Annotated in this window: 13 protein-coding genes and 1 pseudogene; 10 read left to right on the top strand and 4 right to left on the bottom strand. The window is 69.4% G+C overall.

Annotated features, from left to right (window positions below; translation table 11 throughout):
- Positions 1-238: 238 nt before the first annotated feature.
- The 7 genes from ACGFX4_RS37155 to ACGFX4_RS37125 all read left to right on the top strand — a co-directional run bounded on the left by ACGFX4_RS37155 (position 239) and on the right by ACGFX4_RS37125 (position 5,193).
- A complete protein-coding gene (locus ACGFX4_RS37155; protein ID WP_393084627.1) occupies positions 239-928 on the top strand; it encodes an HNH endonuclease family protein in 690 nt (229 codons plus the stop codon).
- A gap of 9 nt (positions 929-937) precedes the next feature.
- A complete protein-coding gene (locus ACGFX4_RS37150) occupies positions 938-1,087 on the top strand; it encodes a hypothetical protein (RefSeq protein ID WP_393084624.1) in 150 nt (49 codons plus the stop codon).
- Positions 1,088-1,833: 746 nt separating this feature from the next.
- Positions 1,834-2,277, top strand: coding sequence for a hypothetical protein (locus tag ACGFX4_RS37145; RefSeq protein WP_393084621.1), 444 nt, complete (start codon positions 1,834-1,836; stop codon positions 2,275-2,277).
- 193 nt (positions 2,278-2,470) lie between these two features.
- Positions 2,471-2,680: a hypothetical protein gene (locus tag ACGFX4_RS37140; protein WP_393084618.1), complete on the top strand. Its 210-nt coding sequence runs from the start codon at positions 2,471-2,473 to the stop codon at positions 2,678-2,680.
- 92 nt (positions 2,681-2,772) lie between these two features.
- Complete coding sequence (locus ACGFX4_RS37135; protein WP_393084615.1) at positions 2,773-3,897, top strand: response regulator; 1,125 nt, start codon at positions 2,773-2,775, stop codon at positions 3,895-3,897.
- Positions 3,898-4,027: 130 nt separating this feature from the next.
- Positions 4,028-4,744: a hypothetical protein gene (locus tag ACGFX4_RS37130; RefSeq protein WP_393084613.1), complete on the top strand. Its 717-nt coding sequence runs from the start codon at positions 4,028-4,030 to the stop codon at positions 4,742-4,744.
- 221 nt (positions 4,745-4,965) lie between these two features.
- The gene (locus ACGFX4_RS37125; RefSeq protein WP_393084610.1) at positions 4,966-5,193 is read left to right on the top strand and encodes a hypothetical protein; all 228 of its coding nucleotides are present in this window, start codon (positions 4,966-4,968) and stop codon (positions 5,191-5,193) included.
- A 409-nt stretch (positions 5,194-5,602) separates the two neighbouring features.
- Here ACGFX4_RS37125 and ACGFX4_RS37120 read toward each other — a convergent pair whose 3' ends face one another.
- Positions 5,603-9,331: a P-loop NTPase fold protein gene (locus ACGFX4_RS37120; RefSeq protein WP_393084607.1), complete on the bottom strand. Its 3,729-nt coding sequence runs from the start codon at positions 9,329-9,331 to the stop codon at positions 5,603-5,605.
- A 760-nt stretch (positions 9,332-10,091) separates the two neighbouring features.
- Here ACGFX4_RS37120 and ACGFX4_RS37115 point away from each other — a divergent pair.
- Genes ACGFX4_RS37115 through ACGFX4_RS37105 form a run of 3 tightly spaced genes read left to right on the top strand, consistent with a single transcriptional unit; the run spans position 10,092 to position 13,814 of the window.
- Entirely contained in the window at positions 10,092-11,351 is a 1,260-nt protein-coding gene (locus tag ACGFX4_RS37115; protein WP_393084604.1) for an ABC-three component system protein, read from the top strand.
- Positions 11,348-11,833 carry a three component ABC system middle component gene (locus ACGFX4_RS37110; RefSeq protein WP_393084600.1) on the top strand — a complete coding sequence of 162 codons (486 nt, stop codon included), beginning with the start codon at positions 11,348-11,350 and terminating at the stop codon, positions 11,831-11,833. Before ACGFX4_RS37115 ends, ACGFX4_RS37110 begins: the two co-directional genes overlap by 4 nt.
- Positions 11,834-11,864: 31 nt before the next feature.
- A complete protein-coding gene (locus tag ACGFX4_RS37105) occupies positions 11,865-13,814 on the top strand; it encodes a DUF3732 domain-containing protein (protein WP_393084597.1) in 1,950 nt (649 codons plus the stop codon).
- Positions 13,815-14,211: 397 nt separating this feature from the next.
- On the opposite strand, the gene ACGFX4_RS37100 is transcribed toward ACGFX4_RS37105, so the two are convergent.
- The 3 genes and pseudogenes from ACGFX4_RS37100 to ACGFX4_RS37090 form a co-directional block, all read right to left on the bottom strand.
- On the bottom strand, positions 14,212-15,123 hold the full coding sequence (locus tag ACGFX4_RS37100; protein ID WP_393084594.1) for a restriction endonuclease: 912 nt from the start codon (positions 15,121-15,123) through the stop codon (positions 14,212-14,214).
- Positions 15,124-15,329: 206 nt separating this feature from the next.
- Positions 15,330-16,340, bottom strand: a complete 1,011-nt coding sequence (locus ACGFX4_RS37095) for a DUF2399 domain-containing protein (RefSeq protein ID WP_393084592.1) — start codon at positions 16,338-16,340, stop codon at positions 15,330-15,332.
- A pseudogene (locus ACGFX4_RS37090) lies at positions 16,330-16,818 on the bottom strand (TIGR02679 domain-containing protein); the annotation flags it as partial. The gene ACGFX4_RS37095 and the pseudogene ACGFX4_RS37090, both read right to left, overlap by 11 nt.
- Positions 16,819-17,811 lie beyond the last annotated feature (993 nt).

Raw genomic sequence — 17,811 nt, 5'->3', positions numbered from 1 at the left:
GCACCAGGCTGTTCACAGGAAGTGCAGGCGATCAGCGGCAGCGGGACAGCGCCTGGCGACGGGTCACCAGGGCCCGCCACGGGTCTCCTCAACCAACCAGGACACGGCCGCTACCAGAAACGGACTTAACGTCCTCTAAGTCCCACCCTGTTCGGATGACCACGACCATTCGGCCGTCACCTCGGCCTCGAACCTCCGGTTGGACGCGATGTCACCGCCGTCCCGTCAGGAGCTATTCGTGCGCATCCGCCCCATCTTGGCCGCCACCCTCGCCGCTGCGGCTGGCCTGGTCCTTGCCCTACCCGCCCACGCCGCCCCGCCCGCCGCTGTCCAGCTGCACCGCGGAGCCGGGGAGACGGTCACCACCACGCTGTACGGCGCGATCGACGCGCTGCCGGTTCTTGACGAGGACCGCACCGGCTACGTCCGCACCGCGTTCCGGCACTGGATCGACGCAGACAAGGACGGCTGCTCCACCCGCGCCGAGGTGCTGATCGACGAGGCGATCCAGGCGCCGGTCATCGGCGCCAAGTGCGCCCTGATCGGCGGCGTCTGGCACTCCCCGTACGACGACGTGGTGTTGCAGGAGGCCCGGCTGCTCGATGTCGACCACGTGGTGCCGCTCGCCGAGGCCTGGGACTCCGGGGCCTCGGCGTGGACCGCGACCGAGCGGCAGGCCTACGCCAATGACCTGGACGACCCCAGGTCCCTCATCGCGGTATCCGCGGCCTCGAACCGCGCGAAGGCGGACAAGGACGTCGCGGAGTGGCTGCCGCCGGCGACCGGGTACCGCTGCACCTACGTCACCGACTGGACCGCGGTGAAGACCCGCTGGGGCCTGTCCGTCGACCAGCGCGAGGCCGATGCCCTGCACCAGCTCGCCGCGGGCTGCCCGGACGAGCCGCTCACCGTCACCCTCGCCCGCTGACCGCGCGCGATGGACGGCAACGACTGCTCGGCCACCGCCACCATCCAGCTCGACGGCACACTCTGCACGGCGATCTGCAATCTGCCCGTCGGTCACCCGGGCCCCGAGCACGAAGACATCGTGCTCGGCACCTGGACCGACCTGCCGGACGGCCGGTAGCGCGAACCCGCCGAAGTGCCCGGCCGGCATCGGCCGGGCACCCCTTCGAGGCGTTCCCTCCGAAGTGTCAGTGGTGCCCCGTAGGGTCCACCGGCATGGTGGCACCTCGCTTCACTCCCGATCAGGCCGTAGCGGAACTGGCGCAGCGCGGATGGGAGCCGCTGGAGACCTACCCCGGTACTGTCAAAAGGCTCTGGCTGATGCGGTGTGTCACCTGCAACCAGAGCCGACCGCGTTCCTTGGACCGGGTCGTCCGCGGGTACGGGTGCCGGTCGTGTGTCTTTCCGCTGGCCGACCCGGTGTACCGGGAGAAGATTGTCCGGGAGGCGGGGTTCGAGCCTCTGGTCCCGGCCCCGCGCCTGTCGCGCACGCTGTGGCCGTGCCGCTGCCAGGACTGCGGCCACGACGTCGAGCTGTTGCCGGAACGGATCCAGCGGGGGTTCGGCTGCCCCTGGTGCTCCGGCCGGAGATCCCCCGAGGAACTGGAGCAAGAGATGCTCCAGCGAGGCTTCAGGACTCGGACCGTATGGCCGGGCCGGGTTAGCAGACCGTGGGAGAGTGAATGCCTGGCCTGCGGTGCGACGGTGAAGCCGATCCTTTCCAACCTTCGCCACCGACCTGATCAGAGCGGCTGCCCGCACTGCTCGAAGGTCGCGCCGATCGCCCCCGAAACGGCTGCGAGGCGGATGGAGGAGAAGGGTGCCACCCCGCTGGAGCCCTTCCCCGGGCGACGCACACCCTGGCTCATGCGCTGCCACAAGTGCCACCGGGAATCCCGACGCCGGTACAAGGCGGTGATGCGCGGGCACGGCTGCAAGTTCTGCGACAAGCAGGGCATGGACTGGGCCGGGCCCGCCGAGGTGTACGTGATGACCAACGCCGGTCTCCGCGCCGGCAAGGTGGGTATCGCCTCGCTGCGCCCCAAGCGCAGCCGCGCGTCCGTGATGCGCCCCCACGGCTGGGAGGTGTTCCGATCCCTGCGGTGCGTCTCCGGCACCGAGGCCCACGAGATCGAGCAGCAGGTCCTTGACGCGCTTCGGGAGAGCCTTGAGGTCCCGCAGTACCTCGACCAGAGCGACCTGCCGCAGAACGGCGCCACCGAGACCTTCGCCCTCGCGGACATATCACCGACCGCGATCTGGGAGCTGGTCAGGAGGACAGCCGCGGAGCACGCACACACGTCCGAGTAGCAGGCAACAACTCCCGGAACCACGGGCTCCCGGGACCCAGGGTGTTGCCGGTCTGTCGCCGTGTGCCGTTGCAAGGTGTTGCGGGCCGCGCAACGGTTCCGTGCTCGGACAAGCTTCTGCCAACTCGGTTATTCGACCGAGGTGTTGGACCCGCGGCGGATGCCTGCTCGGGTCCTCGACGATGGAGGTGGGGATGCGGCGCTCGCTGCTGACCATGAGGTCGGCGTTGGTCCTACTGCTCGCGGTGCTCACCGGGATCGGAGCGGGGGTCCTCGCCCGGCTCGCCGGGTCGCCGGCCGCTGAGTGCGTCCTGTACGGCGTGGGGGCGCTCGGCGCCGCGGTCCCGTTCTTCGACCGCCTGATCGCCGTCCCGGCCGAGGAACAGTCTGAAAGCCCGTCATGAACGGCCTCCGTACGGGAAGCATGGAACAGCCGCCGGGGAGGGCGGCACGAGGTGGCCTGCCGCCGGGAGGCGGTGGGACCGAAGGGGTGGGGATGGGCGGCCTTCAACCGCTGAGCGACAACCTGAACAGCGAGTGCCGGGCCTTAGCCCAGGCCCTGCGGGAGCTGTTCGCCGAGCTGGCGGTCTCGGTCCGCCGCTGCGCGGCACGGTGCTACGTGAACGCGGGCACGCTCTCCCGCTACCTGGCAGGCACCCGCGTCCCGCCGGCGGACTTCGTGGACGACTTCCTGCGCCACATCGAAGACGTCCGCGGTACCCGGATCGAGCAGGCGGCACGGGAGCACCTGCGGGTGCTGCGCATCGCGGCCCTGCGCACCAACGCCTCGATCAGCCAGGCCGTCCAGCAGCTCGAAGGGCAGCTGAAAGCCGCAGACCGGGAGGTACGGCAGACCAGCGCCCGGGAGGAGGAACTCGACCACGCCCTCGACGGCTACCACCACGCCATCGAGGACCTGGACGAGCGGCTGAAGAAGCTGGAGCACCCCGGCGGGTACACCCGCCAGCCGGCCCCGCCGAACGCCGACCGCGCGGCGATCCTGGAGGAGCGCAACGTCCTCGCCCTCCAGGTCGCCCGGCTCAGCATGGAGCTGGAGCAGACGCGCCAGCGCGCGGCGTTCGCGGAGGCCCGCTGCGAGCTGCTGGAGCGCCAGCTGGAGGTGGTCGAGCAGCAGCAGGGCGCCGTACTGCCCGAGCCCGAGCTCGTCCGCCTGGTCGACCCGCTCGACACCCCGGCGCTCGCCGCCGGATTCCGGCCGAAGGTGCTCCTGGTCGACGACAAGCGCCCCAACCTCATGGCCCTCGAAGCCGTCCTCAACACCCACGGCCACGAGGTGGTCTCCGTCTCCTCCGGCCAAGAAGCCCTCAAGGCCCTGCTGGAGTCCAACGACTTCGCCGTCATCATCCTCGACATCCAGATGCCCGAGATGGACGGCTACGAGACCGCCGCCCACATCAAACGCCGCGCCCGCACCCGCGACATCCCGATCATCTTCCTCACCGCCATCGGCAACGACCCCGAGTACTCCATGCGCGGCTACGCCGCCGGCGCTGTCGACTTCATCGTCAAACCCTTCGACCCCTGGGCGCTGCGCGCCAAGGTCGCGGTGTTCGTGGAGATCTACCTGGAGCGACGCGAGCACGCGCTCGGCCGAGACTGACCCCGCTGGCTGGCCGGATCCCCTCCCTGCGTCACCACCTAGGGATTGCCCGCCACCACCTCGGGGCAGTGTCCCTCGGCCCCTGGCCCGCCCGAGGGGCGAGACGACACGCAGAGATCCGAGGAGCGCGTTGAGCGACCAGCAGCCCGACCTGCAACTGACCTACGACCGGGGATGGCAGCACATCGTCGTCCACACCGAGCCCGGCCTCGGCGCCGCGATGTCCGGCCTGCACGGCACCGTCCCCATCGAGCGGGACTCCCGCTACACCCGCGAGTGGCTGAGCCGCCTGGAACCGTGCGACCCCAACCCCCTCCACACCCTCCTCGTCGGCAACGAGACGATCCCCAAGCTGTTCCACCCCTGCGTCTACGACGACCCCCAGAGCCCGTCCGCCGTTGCCGGCTCGGGCTGCGTCTGCTACCGGACCTTCTACGACCCCGAGTACGGCCTGCCGGTCATCGCCCACCACTACCGCACCGTCACCGGCAACATCGAGAACTGGAAGCACACCACCTATGCCCCCTACGCCCTCCGCGAGAAGGACATCTTCGGCAGCCTGATCATCGACGGCGGCGACCTCTTCTGGATCCGCACCCAGACCGGCACACTGTCGCTGCTCCCGGAGAGCCGTTCCGGCTACGGCATCGGTTACGGCGGTGGCGGTCCTACCCAGCTGGCCTCGTACATCCAGCAGCTCCTCGACACCGACGGGAGCAACACCACCGCCCAAGCGGGCTACGGCAAGCCGGCCAAGCGGATCCTCGACTGGACCCGGGACCCCGCCAACAAGGCGCTGACCCAGGAACTGACACTGAGCGACCTCCGCCGCATCCAGCGCGCCTGACCTGACAGGCAGCCACCACCGCTGTGCCGGTGCGGTAGCACACGATCAGCCTGAGCGGTACGTCGGAGCAGTGTGGCGGGCGGGCGGCGGTTCCGCCCACCCGCCGGACGGGAGCGGCAGCCGTGACTTGAACCGAGTGCGGTTCCTGACCGCGGATCGGTGGATACGGTGGACTGCATGGCCCCGGCCCAGTCCACCGGGGGAGGACGGAGAGACCCGCTATGACCTCGAACCACCCCGGACGCATCCCTCTCGACAGCGACGGCGCCGACTCCCTGCGGGTCCTGGCCGCGCAGGAACGGGGCCGGGCGGAACAGTTGGCCACGTTCCTGGAGGATGTCGCCGACAGGGGGCTTCCGTCCCTCGAAGAGTGCCAGCCGTGGGAGGAACTGCGCGAGCGGCGCCTGTCGGAGCTGGCAGGCGGAACGGGTGAGCAGCACGTCGGCTGAGGCCCGCCGCCACCCGCAAGCCCAACAAGTGCGGCGGACCGGATTCACCGCCATTCTCGTGTCTGATCGATCGCCAGCTGCGCATCCGGGCTGTGTCTTGCGGCGCCCACCCCGGTGGGTCCGGGACCGCCCGAGTTCGCCACCAGCACCCTGTAGCCGGATCCCGGCCAGGCCGGGCGGCCGGCGGGACCGTGGAGGCCCAGCCGGAGCGCGCCGCCCTCGGGAGCGAGGCCCGCACAGGGCCGTCGCCGCAGACACGACGGCGCGAACACCGTGGAGAGGACAGAAACGCCCGCTGCTCCCCGGCTGCGGGAGCGGCGCACTTCTGCCCGCGCGGACAAGCCGGCAGGGGTGACCGGCCGTGCGGGCCGGGCACCCTTGCCGCCGCGTCTCCTGCGGGGGCCGGGGGTCAGTCCTCCTGATCGGTACGGATCTTCCTGCGCCGGCCGAGCCAGCCGACGCTCGTGGTGCTGTAGCCGAGGCCGGTCATAACGCTCAGCGCCTTGTTGTGGAGCTTGTCGTTGGGGGAGGTCGCCCGTTCCACGGCGTCGGCGATCTGCTTCTTCATCCCTTGAGGGATGGGCGCCCCGAGGCGGGGGAGGAACTCGAGGGCGAGCTCGGTGGCGCCGGCGTTCTTCGGGTCGAGGATCGGGAGCAGGACCTCCTCGACCAGCCGCTTGCGGGCGGCGGCCTGGGTGATCCCGGCTTCCTGCCACAGGGCCAGGACCGCGCGGCGCTCCGTGTTGTTGGTGCACTGCGTGGCCCGGTCGGCGACAAGCGAGGCGGCTTCGTGGTCGCCGAGGTCGCTCCAACCCACGCCCGCGAGGACCGTGCGACCGGTCGGGGCGGTCTTCTTGTCGCCGATCAGCGCGCGCCAGAAGTCGGCCTGTTCGGCGGTGGAGAGGCTGGCCAGCCGCCGACGGACCTCGGCGGTCAACGCCGACGAGGGGGCCGGGGCGGTGGCGCGCAGGGCCTGAGCCGTCGCGGTGGTCAGGTCGCTGCCCGACGGCTCGTCGAGGGAGATCCAGTCCGCGAGGGCGAGGTCGGCCGCCGCGCCGTGGGTGTCGAAGAAGTCGCGCATGGAGGTCGCGCTGGGCAGGCCCCGCAGCGTGGTGCTCTGGCACAGGTGGCTGCCCGCCGCGCGCCGTGTCTCGAGCCTGAGCGCGGTGTGCTCGGGCTCGGGCATCCAGGTGCAGTCGTCGACGGCCTGGATCATCGCAGTGGCGTCCTCCTCGCCCAGGACGACACCGGTGCGGTGGCCGAATGCCGTGAGGCAGCCGGGGGCGACGGTGGCCGCGTAGTACAGGAGGGCGTCGTCGTCCGTCACCTGGTCGTCTCCCCGCTGGAGGACGTCCGTCACGACGGAGCACTCGTACCTGGCGAGTTCGACCGGGTCCACCAGGCCGCTGCCGAGGAAGGCCTTGGCGCGATCGAGGAGCACCCGGTGGGCTTGGGCGCTTTCGTCGTCGTCGACCGGGTCCTGGAGGGCGTCGAGCACGATCGGGGTGAGGGAGAGGTCCGGTGTGAGCTGGTCGCCGACCAGGGCGGTGTAGGCGGCGGCCGCATCCCGGATCTCGTCGGCCGACCGGTCGGCGGTGCAGTCCCAGAGCTTCTCGAGGACGCGGGTGAGCGCCTCGTTCAGCTCCGCCATGGGCAGGCGCGGGTGGACCGCGCCGAGCCACAGCGGCCAGGTGTCGGGCGTGCGCCGTGTCGCGCCGTCCAGGACGCGTCGGGCGACGGCCAGGTCGCGGACCGGCCCGAGCCCGGCGAGGTGCGTCTCGACGATGTTGCAGCCCTTGACGTGGTCGGTGTCCAGAAGAGCAGCCATGAGCTGCTGCGCTGCCGCAGGCGCCCGGCCGGCCCAGTGGCCCAGGAGGTCGTCGAGGGCGGCGAGGGTGGGAGCGGGATCGTAGACGGCCGCGGGGGCGGCGGCCCGCGGGGCCGGCGCGGGCACTCCCGGCGAGGGTGCGACCACGACCGGCGCCGCCGCCTGGGCTGCGTCGTGCTCCTCGAGTGCCTTGCGCAGCCGCTTGCCCAGGTAGGGGGCGATTGCTGTTGCCAGCCGTTCGGCGGCCGCTGGCTCGAGGTCCTTCATGACGGCCGTGAGCACCGAGGCCTGGGGCGAGAGGAGGTGGTGGCAGACGAGGTCGCGGATGTGAGCGGTGTCGGCGTCGAGGACGGCGTCGGTGTCACGCAGCAGCCAGGCCGTACTCGCGGCCTGGGACCGGAAGTTGGGGTGCTGCACGACGGTGGCGCGGAGCCTCCTGGCCGCTGGCCTGCTACTGGCGAGAGCCAGGCGCCACGCCCCGGGCAGGAGCTCGGTGCGAAGGACGTCGTTGTTCCGGGCCAGTACCGGGGCCAGGGCCTCCACCGCGGCGTCCGCGCCCGTTCCCAGGTCAGTGCCGGCGTCCGTGTCGGTGAACAGGAGGAGCACCGCCGATGCGACGTTGGCTGCGGCCACACCGAGCTCGGTGCGGGCCTGCTGGGTGAGCAGCTCGAGCACCGCTCGGCGGTCCACGGGGCCGAGCGGCTCGACCGTGCCTCGGAACTGGGCCAGCGCGCCGTTCTGGGCGTGCTGCTCGATCATCTCGGCGAGCACGGCCGGCAGACCGAAGACACTGCCGCTGTTCTGAAGGAACAGCAGGTCGCGTCCCGGGGACGGCACGGAGCGGGTCCTCTCGAGGTAGTCCAGCAGCTGCCGGCCGTGCCGGGCCTGCACGGGCCCGGCCGCTGCTCCCGGCCGGTCCCCCGCGGTGTCGTCGCCGGTGGCTTCTTCGCCGTCCGTGTCGGCGAGGAGCCGGTCGAGGGGGGCCTGCCGCTTGGCGTACTTGTTCGCGATCTCCCGGATGTCCTCGGAGACGTACGGTCCCAGGTCGGCTGCCGGGTCGTTCATCAGGGCGAGGACGTGGTCGGGCAGGGCGTGGTCGAGGAGGAGGTCGCGGGCGAAGAGGGGGAACTCCACGCGCAGGCACACCAGGCGGGCGATCTCGTCGGCTCTGGCCTGCAGGTCGCAGTCGAGGTGGCCTGCCGCTCGGCGCTGTCGGGCGAGCCGGAAGGTCAGGACGAAGGTGTTGAGCAGGGCCTTGACGCGCCGCGGGCTGGTGACGTGGGACGGTACGAGGATGCTGATGACCACGTTGATGTCGACCTCGGCCCACACTCCGGGTCGGCCCCGCACCAGGGCGGCGGCGAAGTGGCTCACCCGCTGGCTCAGCAGTGGCGGGACGCTGACCTGGTACTGGAACACCTTGTCCAGGTAGCCGCTGCCGCTGCTGTAGTAGGGGTTGCGGGCGTCCGCGGGTGTGGCCTGCTCGGAGGCCTTGGTCAGCGCTTCCTCGAGGACCTGCTGGTCCGCGGCCACCACGAAGACGCACTTCTTGACGCCGAGGAAGGTGCGCAGGGCGTTGAGCGCGGCGACCACGTTGCCGGGCGCGCATCGGTCCAGCTCGTCGACGAAGATGACCAGCCGCTCGGTGCCCGACTTCTTGATCAGGTCGATGAACAGTTGCTCGAACTGCTCGTCGCTGCTGACGGCGTCGGTCTTGCGTTCCACGGTGAAGGTCCGGTTCGCCAGGACGATGAGCGCGGTCAGCAGCGCGGCCGGCGCCACGCCGGTCCTCAGCGCGTCCGGGGTGCGGTGGAGGAACTCGGTGAGCACGGGACCGCTTGAGAACAAGGCCGCCGCCAGGGGAATGACCAGCGCGGTGGCGCAGACGAGGAGGAACATGCTCGCGAAGAGGCCGATCAGCCGCCATACGTCCCTGTGGCTGAGGCTGAAGGCGGCGCTGGACCTGCCGGTGTAGAGGTCGGCGTGGAACGCGCTGTCCTTGATGCCGAGCTCGCCGGCGACCGCGCTGATGAAGTTCCTGCGCAGCGGGTTCTCGGCGTACTTGAACGCGTCGAATCGCACGAAGCTGTATCCCGACCGGCCGCGCAGCCGGTTGGCCAGGAGGTTCGCGATCCCGCTCTTCCCGGACCCCCACGGGCCGTACAGGGCGATGTTGGTGGGGGTCGGGACGGTGGTGACGAGCTGTTCCAGCTGGTCGGCTATGTGCTCGTGGGCAAGTTTGTCGTCGTCCAGGGCCGCGACCTCGCGATCCTGGACGAGGTCGGTGTTGCGCAGCTGCTCATCGCTCACGTGCATCCGCCTGTCGCACCGGGGTGCGCCCTTGCACCCCGCCTGTTCGGTTGACCGGTCAGGCTACGACTCACCACTGACAGACGCCATGCCGGGAACGCACGGCCGGTGCGGGGATGGCCGGCGGGGCGCCCGGGTGCCGGCGTCGTGAGCCCGCGGAGCCGCGGCGGTGGCGGGCGGCTGGGACCCTGCCGGGTGTGACCACGAGCAGGTCCATGGATATCGAGCGTTTCTCCACGCAGGCGAATACCTGAGAGATCCTGGGAGAAATGCAGCCGAGGACGGAAATTTGGACTCGCCGACTGCCCGCCTCCGATGCCTTTCTCGGGCCTCGCGAGGCGGGCGGCCGCTGAATCCATCACAGGTAATTATGGGTCCGGCTGGCTTGTGATTATCACCTGGTATCGAAAACTGTTCGGGCTGCGCCTTGATGAATTTACGAGCCGCCTGAACGCCTCGTTCCCGGCAGAGGCGGAGTGCAGCACCGATCCGGAGATCGTCTGTATCCCGGGCACCCGTTCGTCTCACCGACGACAGCGGGGGGCGGGGCTCAAGGCGTGCGGCGCCGAGCGGATCCGCGAACTGGCTTCCTCACAAGCGGCGTTCGAGCATGTGGCAGCTCGCGGGCAGAGCCGGGTGAAGGTCACCGTACTCAGTGCTATCTTGTCGTCACGGGGGAGCGGCAGAACCGCCCTGACGGACGGTCGCGGGCGATCGTCCGGACCACAGGAGCGCGCCGCCCAGGCAAGCACGATCAGTAGTGGGCAACGTGGCGCAAGCTGGTTCGCATTCGGCCGCAGGCCAGATGACCGGATACCTCTACCAGTGCGAACTGGCCCTGCTGGAACTCGCGCGCCGCAGCTGGGAAGACGCTTCCTGCGCCGTCCGGATGGAAGTCCTCGACGACATCGAGTTCCTGGACCCCGACAACCACACCCCGCTCGAGCTGATCCAGTCCAAGCACCGCGAAGCAGCCGGCCCGTTGAGCGAGGTCGGCAAGGACCTCTGGCGCTCGGTCGCCTCGTGGATCGATGCGCTGAAAGCCCTCGCATCCCCCTCGGGCACGGCGATGCCACTGCTGCGCCTGGTCTCGACCCAGGTCGCCCCCGCGGACACCTTCCTCTCGATGCTCCGCCCCGGAGGCCAACGGGACACTCGTGCCGCGCTGGCCCGGATGGAGAAAGTCGCCGCCGACAAGGAGGGCGCGGAGGGTACGGCCAAGGACCGGGAACTGTTCATGGCACTACCCCCCTCGCAGCGCCAGTTGCTGGTCGACGCCATCACAGTCGACGACGGCGCCCCGGTGATGTCGGACCTGAACCCTAGTCTGGCCAAAGAGCTGGGTATCACGCCAAGCGACCATGCCCAAGCCGCTCTCGACGACATCAAAGGGTGGTGGTACGGCATGGCCGTCGGACTGCTGGAACGCAAGAACCCCCAGCGCAAGCGGCCTGCGGTCACCGCCCAGGAGCTCATGTGCCGCAGGGACGAGGTCCTCGACCGGTACACCGGGAGAAACCTGCCGATCACCGAGACCCTGAGCAACCTCACCCAGGCCGAGATCGCCGGTTACGAGGGGCAGCTCGTCGTGGCCCAGATGCGGTGGATCGGCCTGCCGGACCCTGAGATCGCCATGTACCTGCGCGACTACCACCACGCACGCGCCCAGCGCTCCGAGTGGCTGCGCACCTTCAAGATCACACCCGAGCGGCTCGGCGAGTACGAGCGGGAGTTGCACGACGATTGGGAGCACATCTTCCGCCGTCGTACCCGACGCTTCCACGGCGACATGGACGCATCCGAACGCGAGTCGCTCGGCCAGGACGTACTGGACGACACCATGGACAGGGTCGCGGACAGACCCGCCCGCCCCGGCAGCGTCACCGCACCGTGGATCGGCCGCGGCACCGTACACAGCCTGGCCGACCAGGCGGACACCGCAGACCCGGACCGCACCGTCGGCTGGCACCCGGAATACCAGGACCTGTGCAAGCCCCGGGAAGAGACACAGGACCAGTGACCACGACCCCCCAGCACCCCGTTCCCGAGGCGGAAGCCCTCTTCAATCCCGCCTTCGGCGCCTACCTCCTGGCCAGCAGCGTCCACGCCGCGGCCAAGAAGGCACAGAACCCCCTGCCGTGGCCCAGCGCCTTCCTCGTCCTGCCCCTCGTCCTTCCCGAGGACACCCGGCGCTCGCTGCCGAGCAAATCCACCGTGACCCTCATGGCCTGGGCCCACGCCAACCCCCGCCACCAGGCGGCCTTCGCCGAACGAGCCGCCGCGCTGACCGACTACACCCGCGCCAGCCTGCGCACAGCCCTGCGCCACCAGGCCATAAGCACCAGCCCACAAGGCCTGACATGCCACCGAGCCCCCAAACCCCCCTCGCAGGCCCCTGGCGAGGAGGTCGCCGAATGCGCACGCGCCGCCGTACTCGTCGGCCGCTGGCTCGCCACGACAGACCCGGCCCGCGCCTTCACCGTCCTCGGCGTCCGTCCCTGACCCGCCCCGTCCAAGGAGCCCCAGAACCGCCATGCAGTTGCTCGCCCTGGCCATGTACCACCGAGACGGCGGGACAGCCCCGAGAGTCCTGCGTTTCCGTCCCGGGGCGCTGAACATCATCACGGGCGAGTCCGAGACCGGGAAGTCCGAGGTGCTCGACATCGTCGACTACTGCCTCGGACGCAGGACACCGAACCTGCCCGACGAACCGATCGACCGGACCGTCGGCTGGTACGCGCTCCTCGTCGTCTTCGACGACGAGAGCCGCATGGTCCTGGCCCGACCCCGTCCTACCGGCGCCTCCACACTCCACGCCATGGTGCAGACCGGCGACAGCCGCCTCGATGTCCCCGCCGCCGGCGAACTCATCCCCAACTCCAATGTGGCAGCCCTGCGCAGCGAGGTCAGCGCCCGGCTCGGGATCGAGGACTTCCGCTTCCAGCCGCCTGCCGGCGCCGGCCGAAAAGCCTTCGACGTCTCGATCGCCCACGCCGCCCTGCTCTGCTTCCAGAACCAGAACGAGATCGCCGACAAGAAAGCCCTGTTCCACCGGCAGACCGAGAACGGGATGATCCAGACGCTCAAGGACACGCTGCCCTACTTCCTCGGTGCCGCAGGCCCCGAACAGGCCCTGCGGCGCCACCACCTCACGGAAGCAGCCCGCGCTCAGCGCGCGGCCCAGCGCAAGTACGACGACGCCGTGCGCCACCAGACTGCGACAGAAGCGAACGGGCTCGCCCTGGTGCGCCTCGCGCAGAACGAAGGACTGCTCACCGACATCCCCGCCGCACCGAGCACCGCCCAGGTCATCGACCTGCTGCAGCAGGCCCTGGCCGCCTCGCCACGGACCGCGGCACCGCTCGACCTGCCCGACCGGCGCCAGGCGCTGAACACCGAACGCCGCGCGCTGCGAGACCAACTCCAGGAGTACGACGAGAACCTGGCGACAGTCGACCGCTGGCAGCAGCAGGGGCGCGCCTTCACCGGGGAACTCCACCTCCAACTCGACCGCCTCAAGACCCTCGCCCTACTCGGCCCCGAGTACCAGCACGACACCAGCGTCTGCCCGATGTGCACGCAGCCTCTTCCGTACCCCGACCCGTCCGCACAGGACATCGCCGAGCTCACCGGCCACCTGGCCGAGGAGCTCGCCCACGCGCAGACCCTGCAGCCCGTCCGCGAAGAGCACCGGCGCGCCCTGCAGACCGAACGCGACAGCATCGCCGAACTCCTCCGACTCAACGGGGTCCAACTGCGAGAACTGCTGGCCAGCGACGAGCGGATGCGCAACCTCCAGGAGCAGAACCTCCGCATCGCGCACATCCAGGGACGGATCGCCGAAGCCCTCGCCCGCACCGGTTCGGACAGCGACCTCGGAAGGCTGCGCCACGAACTGGCCCTGGCCGAGGAACGGACCGCAGCACTCCAGGACCTCGTGGACGAGGACGACGTTGCGGCCGAGACCGAACGCTGCCTGGCCGACATCGCCACCGATATGACTGCCTGGGCGAAGCGCCTCAACCTTGGACAAGCTGCGGATGCGACAGAGGTCGGCATCAGCCTCAGCCTGCTCAACGTTGTCGTCAGGCGCCCGGCCGGCCGGCTGCCCCTCACCCGCATCGGCAGCGCCAAGAACTGGATCGGCTACCACCTTGTGGCCCACCTCGCCCTGCACACCTATCTGCGGCGCAACGCCCGTCCCGTCCCCGGCTTCCTCATGCTCGACCAGCCCACCCAGGCGTTCTTCCCCGAGAAGCCGCGCGACGCCTCGAAGGTCCAGGACGCAGACTGGGCCACGGTCACCGCATACTTCACCCTCCTCGACGAGGTGGCGCGACTCAACGAGGGCAACCTCCAGATCATCGTCAGCGACCACGCCAACCTGCCCGACACCTGGTTCCAGGACGCGGTCATCGCCAACTGGCGCCCCAACGGCGACGGAAGCCGCAACGCCCTCATTCCCCCGGAGTGGCTCGACTGACAACTCACTGGCTGTCGGGACGGGCATCGCTATTCGCAGTCCGGGCACTCCTGCGCGACGGCTGGGAGGCGGGCCAGCCGTCCGGCGGATCTCGGCTGGCAGCACCGAGAAGGGGGCCGGGGCGATACCGCCACCCCTGCGGAGCCGCAGAGGCGGCGGGCACTGTTGGCCCGGCCGGGCGTGACCGCGAGCAGGTCCATGGATATCGGGCATTTATCTACACGGACGAATATCTGGAACGAGCCGTGAGGAATGCAGCCTTGGAGGGAAATCCCGACTCGCCGCCTGCCCACCTCCGAGGCCTTTTCGGGCCTTGGAAGGCGGACGGCTGCCGAATTTGGCACGGGTAAATCCGTGTCCGGATAGCTTGCGGTTTCCCGGTTTCAGACTATTTGATTTACCCCTTGAGGAATTTGACGAGCCGCCTGAACGCCTCGTTGTCGGCGGCCAGCCGGGAGACGTCGATTTCCATCGCACGGCGGCGGACCTCGGCTTGCGAGACCCGTTCGCCCGGCCTCTTGGTGTAGCCCATCCAGATCTCGATCTCCGGGTCCACGATGATCACCTCGATGTTCTTCCCCTCGATCACCTCCGGATGGGGGATCTCGGTCCGGAAGCCGTCGGAGTCGGCGATGGCGAGGACGTCGCCGCCGCGGGCCTGGAGTGCGGCAGCCGCGATGTGGGCGAGGCCCATGGCGCCATGTGCGACGACGACCTCCAGATCCCGGACCTTGGCGCCGCTCAGCGCGAGGCTGTCGGCCACTGCGCGGACGACGATCTCGTCGCTTCGGCCCTCGACGACAACGGTCGCGGCCTCTCGCGTCTCCTTGGGCGGGGCGATGTACGGGGTGAAGAGCTCACCCTGGTCGGCCGCCGCGCGCAGTTTGAACGCCAGGATAGTGGCGAACCCGTGATCGAGGGCCGCCTCGACGTCTTTCCTGTCGAAGAGTATGACGTTCAGTTCCTTGCCGAATCGGAGTGCGTCGACCGAATCGTCGCTGTATCCCGACATCGACACAAACACCCCGATGGTTCCGGTGAGCTTGCCGTCGACCTTTCCCTTGAATGCGTAGATCGCGGAGGCGGGAATCGCTTCTGCGAACCATTTGGCCTCCAGGAGGTAGGTTCGGTCGCGGTGAACGAACGAACCGTCGATCTCCTCGCCCTTTGGGCGATAGCGTGTGCTGGGCTCCAGGTTCCCCTCCTCCAGGAGCTTCTTCAACCACCCCTCGAAGGCGTGACCTCGGGTCTGCGGCGTGTGGCCATTCCTCAGATGTTCAAGATCGTCGAGTTCTTGACGCAGGGTCACGATGCACAGTCCTCCGAATCGGGCCGTTGCGGCTGGGACGAATTCCTAGCATCCCGGCCCGTGCCGTGTCTGCCATCCCGGAACACAGGCGCCCACCCGGGCAGGCGCGGTGAACGGGCAGCCTCGCAACGGGCCGCGCGGCCATCGCGCAGGCACGGGCCCCAACGCATCGCAGAAATAAGCAAGTTGGGCCACTTTTGCCTCGTTCAGCGATCCGGACCGCGTCCGGCCCGCCCATCAGTCTCCCGTGCTGCGCCTGGCCCTGTGACCCCGACAAGGCAGCGGCAGGCCCGTCGGCAGGAGCCCAGGCTCGACGCGCCCCGCACCGGGCCGGCCCCCCGGAGGCTTGGCAGGACGTCACGCCACTCGGGTCGCGGAATGGGCCCGCAGGTCCTCGAGCAGCAGAGGAAGACCGTTTCTTCGTGGACGGCGTGTCCGACGCCGTGTATGGCCTCCGCCAGCGCCGGGTCCCACACCGTCGGGACGGCCTCGCCGGTCAGCGGGAGCGCAGTCGCGGGGGGCAGCAGGGTCAGCGCCTGCCGGTAGTCCTCCGCACCCAGCCCCAGGACCTGGCTCGCGATGGCGATGCCGGGCCAGTCGAAATCACCGTGGTAGCGCAGGACAGCCCCTTCGGCGTGCAGCCGCTCCAGCAGATGCCAGCCAGCCGCGGACGGCATCCCCGAGGTGCACACCAACGGCCCGGGCACGGGCAGTTGGGCGGCGGCCTGCAGGACCTGGGGGTTCTCGCAGACATGGGGACCTGCCGGGTGGCCACCACAGGGGCCTCGGCGGCGGGGGGAGAGGAGCTCGGCGAGTGTGAGGTAGGTGACCAGCCCCAGGTCTGCACGGGCCCGCAGCATCACGGACCACGGCGCCGCGCCCGGCGGCCGCACACCGAAGGTCATCACCGTGCCGGAGACCTGGTCGGGGGCGACCCCGACGTGCTGCCACAGCTGCCTGCGCCCCGCGGCGTCCGCGGGCCAGGGCAGGGTGTGCGCGGCGGCCACCGCCCGCAGGACCAGGGCGGCGACCAGACGGCCCTCGTCCAGGCCGTGGGCGTCGCCGGTGGTGCGCGCGGCGAGCTGCGCCAGCCCCGACCCCGAGCCCTCGGGGCAGGGCTTCTGCGGCAGGGGGGCGAGGCGAGCCTGGGTGCGCCAAGTCGGCCAGGACCCGCACCCCCGCCTCGACGGCCTCCCCGCCCGCTTCCGGTCCGGCACTGGTCAGCAGCCCCTGGCCGCGGACCTGCTCCCGCCAGGCCGGCACCCACGCCAGATGCGCGAGTCCCGCCGCCTCCAACCGCGCCCACACCCCGGCGGAGGCCGTGTCCCGCTGCCGACGCCCGGTCCGCCGGTCGCTCAGCGCACCACCGGTCAGATCCGCGACGGCGGTGATCAGCGAGCACGAGGCGCTGGAGGAGCGCAGCGCCGCGTCCAACGCGGCGAGCTGCACCCGCACCGTCCTGGCCCTGATGTGGGTGCCCAGCAGGCTGCCCAGACGCCGCGCACCGGTCTCGTCAAGGTCCAGCGCGAGCGTGCCGGCGATCGCGAGGCCGTTGCGCTCCAGCCGCGCCCGCACCGCCCCCACACGCCCTCCAAAGCGGGGTGGGACCAACTGCCGGCAGCGCTCCTGAGCCGTCTCCAGGGAGATCTCAAGGCTGGCCTCGATCAACCGGTCCCGCACATCGGCCGCGGACATGTCGGCCAGCAGCGTCCCGCAGAACACGTCCATGTCGGCGATGTACTCGATCTCATTCTCAGCCGTCAGATACCGGTACAGCTGCAGGCACTCAGTAGGCACAGGATCGAAGAAACCACGAGCAGTGACAGCCACAGCCAGCCACACCCGCTCCCACACACCGGCCCGCCGACAGGTTCGCGGCACAAGGCACACCCCGAACGTAGAACCACCGCAAACGCCGACGCACCTGAGCACGTGAAACGACAAGGCCAGCACCATAACTGACACATCATGACCGTCCCAGCGCCCTGAACCGACCGAAAGCCGCCCAATAACGACCCCGACCACCAGGCGGGGCAACACCCCCACACGACACAGCAACCCCGAACCCCAACGCGGAACCGAGCCGTCAGCCGACGAAGAACCTGATCACCACTCCGAACCCACCCGCCACAACAGCAACCCCACCCCCACAACAACAGCCGGCACCATCATGCGAGACCGGGCCCTCCCCAAAGTGCAGGGCAGAGAACCGGCATGAAACACCATCAAAGACACACAAAAACCTGGCCGACAGACCAGGACAACCAAGAAGGCCTAGAGAACCACCGACCAGCACCCACCCACACCAATAACCAATAAAACCATCGACAGAGAGCCAGAAAACACCCACATCTGACTGAAAGTCAGATTATGTAAAGCCCCTTAAGCTGAACCCTGCCGATAAATACATAAACAAATCCGCCGAAGGCGGAAATTCCCCAACACCGCCACGCAATAACATTCCTGACCAACGGTCAGGAATAGAAGAACAATACAGCCGGCAGCCGAAAGGCTGCCGACGCCAACCACCAACAAAATCGTGCCAGATTGCCCGAAAGGGCAATCAACATTTCCACAGAATTCCCGAAGGGAATTCGACAGTAACCCAGAAAAATCCCCCGAAGGGGGATTTCGGGGGTTCAGGAATTCCGAAAGGAATTCCTTTAAGGCGCTTTAGCGCCCTGCCCC

Source organism: Kitasatospora sp. NPDC048365, from assembly GCF_043200835.1.
In the GTDB taxonomy this organism is placed as follows: Bacteria; Actinomycetota; Actinomycetes; order Streptomycetales; family Streptomycetaceae; genus Kitasatospora; species Kitasatospora terrestris.
The sequence above is the reverse complement of the archived record's forward strand: the minus strand, read 5'-3'. Positions and strand labels throughout refer to the sequence as shown.